The 9,214-nt window shown below is 61.4% G+C and carries 7 protein-coding genes; 5 read left to right on the top strand and 2 right to left on the bottom strand.

Going from position 1 to position 9,214, the window contains the following annotated elements:
* Positions 1 to 27 precede the first annotated feature (27 nt).
* Positions 28 to 609, bottom strand: coding sequence for a Pr6Pr family membrane protein (locus AC1D19_RS12240; protein ID WP_477763328.1), 582 nt, complete (start codon positions 607 to 609; stop codon positions 28 to 30).
* A gap of 80 nt (positions 610 to 689) precedes the next feature.
* Positions 690 to 920 carry a VF530 family protein gene (locus AC1D19_RS12235; RefSeq protein WP_108216564.1) on the bottom strand — a complete coding sequence of 77 codons (231 nt, stop codon included), beginning with the start codon at positions 918 to 920 and terminating at the stop codon, positions 690 to 692.
* A gap of 305 nt (positions 921 to 1,225) precedes the next feature.
* Here AC1D19_RS12235 and AC1D19_RS12230 point away from each other — a divergent pair, with 305 nt between their 5' ends.
* From AC1D19_RS12230 to AC1D19_RS12210, 5 genes are all read left to right on the top strand, one after another.
* A complete protein-coding gene (locus AC1D19_RS12230) occupies positions 1,226 to 2,608 on the top strand; it encodes a carbohydrate porin (protein WP_477763327.1) in 1,383 nt (460 codons plus the stop codon).
* A gap of 205 nt (positions 2,609 to 2,813) precedes the next feature.
* Positions 2,814 to 5,225 (top strand): glucose/quinate/shikimate family membrane-bound PQQ-dependent dehydrogenase, encoded by a 2,412-nt coding sequence (locus tag AC1D19_RS12225; RefSeq protein ID WP_477763326.1) that lies wholly within the window; start codon positions 2,814 to 2,816, stop codon positions 5,223 to 5,225.
* A 315-nt stretch (positions 5,226 to 5,540) separates the two neighbouring features.
* The gene (gene lon / locus AC1D19_RS12220; protein ID WP_477763325.1) at positions 5,541 to 7,958 is read left to right on the top strand and encodes an endopeptidase La; all 2,418 of its coding nucleotides are present in this window, start codon (positions 5,541 to 5,543) and stop codon (positions 7,956 to 7,958) included.
* A gap of 218 nt (positions 7,959 to 8,176) precedes the next feature.
* Entirely contained in the window at positions 8,177 to 8,569 is a 393-nt protein-coding gene (locus tag AC1D19_RS12215; protein WP_477763324.1) for a protease inhibitor I42 family protein, read from the top strand.
* Positions 8,570 to 8,571: 2 nt separating this feature from the next.
* The gene (locus AC1D19_RS12210; protein WP_477763323.1) at positions 8,572 to 9,213 is read left to right on the top strand and encodes a lysoplasmalogenase; all 642 of its coding nucleotides are present in this window, start codon (positions 8,572 to 8,574) and stop codon (positions 9,211 to 9,213) included.
* Position 9,214 lies beyond the last annotated feature (1 nt).

Raw genomic sequence — 9,214 nt, 5'->3', positions numbered from 1 at the left:
CTGCTCGCGATGGGGGAGTGTCAGACACTACAAACGCTGACTCTTGGCACGAGACCCAAGCCACCGATCCAGCCCGATCACCAACAACGCGATCACCACAAACCCCGCCAACAACCCGCCGGCATTGATGAACACCTGTGGATAACCCAGCTTCTCGACATCAATGAACGGGTACGGATAAACCGCCAGCAAATGCCCGCGCAGCAGCGCATAGCCAAAATAAACCAGCGGATAAATCACCCACAGCGCGATGTGCCACACGCGCAATGTGCCCTTGGGCACACAACGCCACCAATACCCTAGAAACAGCAACGGCATGATGTCATGCAACAGCTCATCGGCCAGCCATTGCCAGCCCTCGGGATGCCACAAGTGGCGCAGCAGAAGGTTGTAGGCCAGGCTCACCACGGCGATGCTCACAGCAATCGCACTGCTGACCCAAGGTTGCAGGAACCAGCGGCGCGCGGCTGACTCACGGGTTGTCCATTCACAGGTCAGCACGGTCGCCACCAGGGTGTTGCTCAGCACGGTGAAATAGCTGAAAAAACTCATCAGCCCACCGATCAGGCTGGCGCCCAGCGTCCAGCGTGAATGGAGAATCAGGTACATCTGGATGCTCAATCCCGCCCAGCCGAGCGTGGCAGCCACAGCCACAAAACGACGGCGAAACCCGGACGGATTGGCCCTGTTCACAGCGGTCGTTTGGTGCGCATCAACTTCACATACAGGCGTTCGACCTTCTCCCGCGCCCACGGGGTTTTACGCAGGAACGTCAGGCTCGACTTGATGCTCGGATCGCTCTTGAAGCAGCGGATATCGATGCGTTCGGCCAGCCCCGACCACTCGTAATGTTCAACCAGCGCGTTGAGGATCTGTTCCAGCGTTACGCCGTGCAGCGGGTCAGGGTTGTGTTCGGTCATGCCGGGCCTTCGAGCAGAGTGGGAATTGGAAGCCGCGCACCTTACGTTAAATGTAGGTGAAACGGAAAAGATCGCAGCCTGCGGCAGCTCCTGCATTGGAATCCGTATCCTGTAGGAGCTGCCGCAGGCTGCGATCTTTTGTCACTGTTACCAAATCCGAAAGGATGCATGTCAGTAAAAGCCCTTTCTCTATTTGTAACGGGACATTATCCTTGCGCCCGCTGCCTGCTGAAACGCTTCTGCTTTCGCTTCACGCCTGCTGCTTTCCGTTTATCCCCCAGAAAAAGATCAAGAACTCCGTCTCTATGCCTGACTTTAAATCTTTGCGAGACAGCGCTGTCTTTGCAACTGCTGCCCAGCGAAACATCCTGCCCCTGATCAGTGGCCTCACCGCGCTGGGCCTTGCCTCCTGCGTTCAGGCGGCGCCTGCCTTCGACAGCGATTCACCGTGGATGCTCGGAGACTGGAACGGCACTCGCACAGAACTCGCGGAAAAAGGCTACGACTTCAAAGTCGATTACACCGGTGAAATGGGCAGCAATCTGCACGGCGGCTACGACCACGACCGCACCGCGCGCTACAGCGACCAGTTCGGCCTGGGCACCCATCTGGACTTGCAAAAAATCCTCGGCTGGGACGACGCCGAGTTCCAGTTGACCATCACCGAACGCAGCGGCAACAACATCAGCAACGACCGCATCAACGACCCGCGTGTCGGAGGCTTCACTTCGGCCCAGGAAGTCTGGGGCCGCGGCCAGACCTGGCGCCTGACGCAGATGTGGTACCAGCAGAAGTTCTTCGATGAAAATCTCGACATCAAGGTCGGCCGCTTCGGCGAAGGCGAAGATTTCAACAGCTTCCCCTGCGACTTCCAGAACCTGGCGTTCTGCGGCTCCCAAGTCGGCAACTGGGCGGGCGACATCTGGTACAACTGGCCGGTCAGCCAGTGGGCGATGCGGGTCAAATATCACCTGACGCCGCAGTTGTACGCGCAGATCGGCGCGTTTGAGCAGAACTCGTCGAACCTGGATCGCGGCAATGGCTTCAAGCTCAGCGGCAGCGGCACCCAGGGTGCGGTCCTGCCGGTGGAACTGGTGTGGACGCCGAAGCTCAATGGCCTGCCGGGTGAATACCGCACCGGTTACTACTACAGCAGCGCCAGCGCCACCGATGTCTACAAGGACAGCAATGGCCAGCCTGCCGCCCTGAGTGGCGAAGCCTACCGTAGCGCGTCGAGCAAGCACGGCGTGTGGCTGGGCCTTCAGCAGCAAGTCACCAGCCTCGCCAGCGACCACTCCCGTGGCCTGAGCCTGTTCGCCAACGGCACCATGCACGACAAGAAGACCAACGCCATCGACAACTACGTCCAGGCCGGCCTTGTCTACAAAGGCCCGTTCGACGCGCGCGCCAGGGACGACATCGGTTTCGCCATGGCCCGCGTCCACGTCAACCCGGCCTTTCGCAAGAATGCCGAGGCGACCAACCAGGCCAACGCGGTCTTCGATTTCGACAATCCGTCCTTCCTGCCGCCCCAGGACACCGAATACAGCGCCGAACTCTATTACGGCGTGCACGTGACCAACTGGCTGACCGTGCGCCCGAACCTGCAGTACATCCGCCATCCCGGTGGCGTGAACGAGGTCGATGATGCGCTGATTGGCGGGATCAAGGTCCAGTCGTCGTTCTAAAAAACACCACAAAAATCTGTGTAGGAGCTGGCTTGCCAGCGAAAGCGGCGTGTCAGGCGACACCTGTACCGACTGACACACCGCCTTCGCTGGCAAGCCAGCTCCTACACAGGCTGCACGCTTTTATCTGAACCATGCCCGCGCCGGATCATCATCTACAGTGAACTGGCGCGGGACTACTTGAAACGTCACGGAGAATCACACTATGAGCACAGATAGTGCCTTGGGTCGAAGCCGTCTATGGCCGACCCTGCTCGGCATACTGCTTCTGCTAATGGGCCTGGCCATGCTGGCCGGGGGGATCAAGCTGAGTATGCTCGGCGGCTCGCTGTATTACCTGCTGGCCGGTATCGGCATCGCGCTGAGCGGCGTCCTGCTGATCGCCGCCCGCCGCGCGGCGCTGGGCCTGTACGCACTGGTGCTGTTCGCCAGTACCCTGTGGGCCTTGTGGGAAGTTGGCCTGGACTGGTGGCAACTGGTGCCGCGCCTGGCACTGTGGTTCGCCCTCGGTGTGGTGATGCTGCTGCCGTGGTTCCGACGTCCATTGCTGATCAACGGCCCTGCCCCCATGGGCACTGGCGCCTTGAGCGTCGCCGTGGTCCTGGCCGGTGCCACCGCCGTGGCCAGCCAGTTCACCCATCCGGGCGAGACCTTGGGCGAGTTGGGTCGTGACTCGGCTGACATGACCAGCACTGCGCCGCAGATGTCCGAAGGCGACTGGCAGGCCTATGGCCGTAGCGAATTCGGTGACCGCTACTCGCCGCTCAAGCAGATCACCCCGGCCAACGTCGGCAAGCTGCAAGAAGCCTGGCGTATCCAGACCGGCGATCTGCCAACCGCCGATGACCCGGTGGAACTGACCAACGAAAACACCCCGCTCAAGGCCAACGGCATGCTCTATGCCTGCACCGCCCATAGCAGGGTGCTGGCGCTGGACCCGGACACAGGCAAGGAACTGTGGCGTTTCGACCCGCAGATCAAGAGCCCGGTGGGCTTCAAGGGCTTCGCCCACATGACCTGCCGTGGCGTGTCGTATTACGACGAAGCGGCCTACGCCAAGTCTGAAAACGCTGCCTCGGCAGTGATTTCCGAGGCCGGCAAAGCCGTCGCCCAGGCCTGCCCGCGTCGTCTGTACCTGCCAACCGCCGATGCGCGCCTGATCGCACTCAACGCCGACACCGGCAAGGTCTGCGAAGGTTTCGGTAAAAACGGTGTGGTTGACCTGACTCAAGGCATCGGACCGTTCACCCCTGGTGGCTACTACTCCACCTCGCCAGCAGCGATCACCCGTGACCTGGTGATCATGGGCGGCCACGTCACCGACAACGAGTCGACCAACGAGCCATCCGGCGTGATCCGTGCCTTTGACGTACACGACGGTCATCTGGTGTGGAACTGGGACAGCAACAATCCCGACGCGACCGAACCGCTGCCAGAGGGCGAACACTACAGCCGCAACTCGGCCAACATGTGGTCGCTGGCCAGCGTCGACGAAAAACTCGGCATGGTCTACCTGCCACTGGGCAACCAGACCCCTGACCAGTGGGGCGCAGACCGCACCCCGGGCGCCGAGAAGTTCAGTGCCGGCCTGGTCGCGCTGGACCTGGCCACCGGCAAGGTGCGCTGGAACTACCAGTTCACTCACCACGACCTATGGGACATGGACGTCGGCAGCCAGCCAACCCTGCTGGACATGAAAACCGCCGACGGCATCAAGCCGGCTGTAATCCAGCCGACCAAGCAAGGCAGCCTGTACGTCCTCGACCGTCGCGACGGCACGCCGATCATCCCGATCAAGGAAATACCGGTTCCGCAAGGCGCCGTGAAAGGCGACCACACCGCACCGACCCAGGCCCGCTCGGACCTGAACCTGCTGGCCCCGGACCTGACCGAAAAAGCCATGTGGGGCGCCAGCCCGTTTGACCAGATGCTGTGCCGCATCCAGTTCAAGGAGCTGCGTTACGAAGGTCAGTACACCCCGCCGTCGGAACAGGGCAGCCTGATCTACCCGGGTAACGTCGGCGTCTTCAACTGGGGCGGAGTTTCGGTCGACCCGGTTCGCCAGATGCTGTTCACCAGCCCGAACTACATGGCCTTCGTCTCGAAAATGGTGCCTCGCGCCGAAGTCGCGGCCGGCAGCAAGCGCGAGAGCGAAACAGCGGGCGTGCAACCGAACACGGGCGCACCGTACGCGGTGATCATGCACCCGTTCATGTCGCCGTTCGGCGTACCGTGCCAGGCTCCGGCCTGGGGCTACGTGGCCGGCATCGACCTGACCACCAGCAAAGTCGTGTGGAAACGCAAGAACGGCACGAGCCGCGACAGCTCGCCATTGCCTATCGGCCTGCCACTCGGCGTGCCAAGCATGGGCGGCTCGATGGTCACCGCCGGCGGCGTCGGCTTCCTCAGCGGCACGCTGGATCAATACCTGCGCGCCTATGACGTCAACACCGGCAGCGAGCTTTGGAAATCGCGCCTGCCGGCTGGCGGTCAGGCTACGCCGATGACCTACACCGGCAAGGACGGCAAGCAGTACGTGCTGCTGGTCGTCGGTGGCCACGGCTCACTGGGCACCAAAATGGGTGACTATGTGATCGCGTACAAACTGTCCGAGTAAGTTTTAGCGGCAGTAAAACAAAAGGCGACGCCCGTGAGGACGTCGCCTTTTTTGTGGCCGCAGATTTCAAATCCCCCCGGACCACTGTAGGAGTGGGCTTGCCCGCGAAAGCGGTGAGTCAGACGATGTAAATGCAGTCTGGCCCACCGCTTTCGCGAGCAAGCTCGCTCCTACAGGGGCCGTGTCGTGCCGAATCCCAGCTAACCTGTCTCTCTCCTGAACACGCCTGCGAAACACCGCTTCGCAGAAAATGACCGTTGAAACCACCGCCAACCTGCCCCATCTAAGACCCATACCCATTGCGCAGGTGCCCCCATGAGCGACCAGCAGGAATTCCCCGAAGACCCGAGTGAATACGCCGATCCGCAAAGCGCTCCACAACACAAACCCGGCAAAGGCCTGGCCTTGCCCGGCCAGAACCTGCCGGACAAGGTCTACGTCATCCCGATCCACAACCGACCGTTCTTCCCGGCCCAGGTCCTGCCGGTCATCGTCAACGAAGAGCCGTGGGCCGAGACGCTCGACCTGGTGGCCAAGTCCGAACACCACTCCCTGGCTCTGTTCTACATGGACACGCCCCAGGATGACCCGCGCCACTTCGATACCTCGGCCCTGCCGCTCTACGGCACGCTGGTCAAGGTGCACCACGCCAGCCGCGAAAACGGCAAACTGCAGTTCGTCGCCCAGGGCCTGACCCGCGTACGCCTCAAGACCTGGCTCAAGCATCACCGCCCGCCGTACCTGGTGGAAGTCGAATACCCGCACCAGCCCACCGAGCCGACCGACGAGGTCAAGGCCTACGGCATGGCGCTGATCAATGCGATCAAGGAACTGCTGCCGCTCAACCCGCTGTACAGCGAAGAGCTGAAGAACTACCTCAACCGCTTCAGCCCCAACGACCCGTCGCCGCTGACCGACTTCGCCGCCGCGCTCACATCGGCGACGGGCAGTGAGCTGCAGGAAGTCCTCGACTGCGTGCCCATGCTCAAGCGCATGGAAAAAGTCCTGCCGATGCTGCGCAAGGAAGTCGAAGTCGCGCGCTTGCAAAAAGAGATTTCTGCCGAAGTTAATCGCAAGATCGGTGAACATCAGCGTGAGTTCTTCCTCAAGGAGCAACTCAAGGTCATCCAGCAGGAGCTGGGACTGACCAAGGATGACCGCAGTGCCGATCTCGAACAGTTCGAACAGCGGCTGACCGGCAAAGTCCTGTCACCACAAGCGCAGAAACGCATCGAAGAGGAAATGAACAAGCTGTCGGTGCTCGAAACCGGCTCACCGGAGTATGCGGTCACCCGCAATTACCTCGACTGGGCGACCTCGGTGCCGTGGGGCGTCTACGGCGATGACAAACTCGACCTCAAGCACGCGCGCAAGGTGCTGGACAAACATCACGCCGGTCTCGACGACATCAAGGACCGCATCCTCGAGTTTCTCGCGGTCGGTGCCTATAAAGGCGAGATCAGCGGCTCCATCGTATTGCTGGTCGGTCCGCCGGGCGTGGGCAAGACCAGCGTCGGCAAATCCATCGCCGAGTCCCTGGGCCGGCCGTTCTATCGCTTCAGCCTTGGCGGCATGCGTGACGAAGCCGAGATCAAGGGCCATCGTCGCACCTACATCGGCGCACAGCCGGGCAAGCTGGTGCAGGCGTTGAAGGACGTCGAAGTGATGAACCCGGTGATCATGCTCGACGAGATCGACAAGATGGGTCAGAGCTACCAGGGCGACCCGGCCTCGGCGCTGCTGGAAACCCTGGATCCTGAGCAGAACGTCGAATTCCTCGACCACTATCTCGACCTGCGTCTGGACCTGTCGAAAGTGTTGTTCGTGTGCACCGCCAACACCCTCGATTCGATCCCCGGCCCGTTGCTGGACCGAATGGAAGTGATTCGCCTGTCGGGATACATCACCGAAGAAAAAGTCGCCATCGCCAAGCGTCACCTGTGGCCCAAGCAGCTTGAAAAAGCCGGCGTGTCCAAGGGCAGCCTGAGCATCAGCGACAGCGCGCTCAAGGCACTGGTCGACGGTTATGCCCGTGAAGCGGGCGTGCGTCAGCTGGAAAAAAACCTCGGCAAACTGGTGCGCAAAGCGGTGATGAAACTGCTCGACGAGCCGAAAGCGGTGATCAAGCTCGGGCCGAAAGACCTGGAGGCCTCGCTCGGCAAACCGGTGTTCCGCAACGAGCAGGTGCTGTCGGGTGTCGGCGTGATCACCGGGTTGGCCTGGACCAGCATGGGCGGTGCGACCCTGCCAATCGAAGCCACACGCATCCACACCCTCAACCGTGGGTTCAAGCTCACCGGGCAACTGGGTGACGTGATGAAAGAATCGGCGGAAATCGCCTACAGCTACGTCAGCTCGCACCTGAAGTCGTATGGCGGCGATCCGAAGTTCTTCGACGAAGCCTTCGTCCACCTGCACGTGCCAGAAGGCGCAACGCCGAAGGACGGCCCGAGCGCCGGCGTGACCATGGCCAGTGCCCTGCTGTCGCTGGCGCGCAACCAGCCACCGAAAAAAGGCGTGGCCATGACCGGTGAGTTGACGTTGACCGGGCATGTCCTGCCGATTGGCGGGGTGCGGGAAAAGGTGATTGCGGCGCGGCGGCAGAAGATATTCGAGCTTATCTTGCCTGAGGCCAACCGAGGGAGCTTCGAAGAGCTGCCGGAGTATTTGAAGGACGGTATTACCGTGCATTTCGCCAAGCGGTTTGCGGATGTGGCGAAGGTGTTGTTCTGACAGTCATGTAGCGCCAGTACCACCGCTTTCGCTGGCAAGCCAGCTCCTACAGTGGTTGGCGCTGTTCACACAATGTGTGTTCACTGCAAAACCCTGTAGGAGCTGGCTTGCCAGCGAAAGCGTCAGTCCTGGCACTGCAGCCCTTGGCTGGCCATCACACTTTGTCTCATCTTAAGTTATGCTCGCCGTTCGTCGTGAACGCCGGAGCCCCTGAGCCTATGTCCTCCATTCGCCTGCTTGCCCCCTTCGCCCTCGCCCTGCTGGCCGGATGTGCCACGCAACCTGCGCACAACGTGACAGTGGAAAACCAAAGCGAATGTCCGGTGAAACTCACCAACGGGCAAAACCTGATCCTGGCCTTGCCGAGCAATCCGACCACGGGCTATCGCTGGGCGATCCAGGATTCGGCCGGCGGCGTGTTGCACGCCCTGGGGCCAGAGGTTTATCGAAACCCGGAAGATGCCGGCATCGTCGGCGCAGCCGGGGTCTCGACCTGGCGCTTTCAGGCTTTTGCGACCGGCACCGGGCGTTTGCGCCTGACCTCGCAACAGCCGTGGGCGCCGGAAGTGCTGCCGGTGGACTCGTTCGACTGCGCGATCTCGGTTAACTGACCGTGGGCTGGCTGATTCTGGCGCTGATGGGCGCGGTGACCTTTCTTTACGGCCTGAGCGTGCATGCGTCTCTGCTGTGCCTGCTGGTCAAACCGCTGCCCGTGCTGGCCTTGCTCGGCTGGTTGCATGACGCTCCGCCCGGTGAATATCGGCGCTGGATCAGCCTGGGGTTGATTTTCTCCCTGGTCGGCGACGTGTTGCTGGCGTGGCCGGGGGACTTGTTTATATTTGGGCTGGGCGCGTTTCTGGTCGCTCATCTGGCCTATCTGAAAGCATACTTGAGCGACTGCCGGCGTCTGGCGCTGTTGTCGCTGATTGTCGCCCTCGGTGTTGGTGCCGTACTGCTGGGGATCCTGATCAATCATGGACTGGGGCCATTGCTGGTTCCGGTGATCGTCTACGGTCTGGCCATCAGCGCCATGCTCTGGCGCGCACTGGCCCGGCTCGGCACCGAGGTGCCCAAGCGTTCGGCGCTGTGGGCAGCAGCGGGCGCAGTGGCGTTCGTGTTCTCCGACAGCGTGATTGGCATCAGCCGGTTTGTGGTGCCGTTCGATGCCGCGCCTTATGTGATCATCCTCAGCTATTGGCTGGGGCAATGGGGTATCACTGCCTCGGCTTTCAGCAAAAAAACGCAACCAGCATGAG

This window comes from Pseudomonas sp. P1_C12, assembly GCF_056406435.1.
This window is presented reverse-complemented; position numbering and strand designations above follow the sequence as displayed.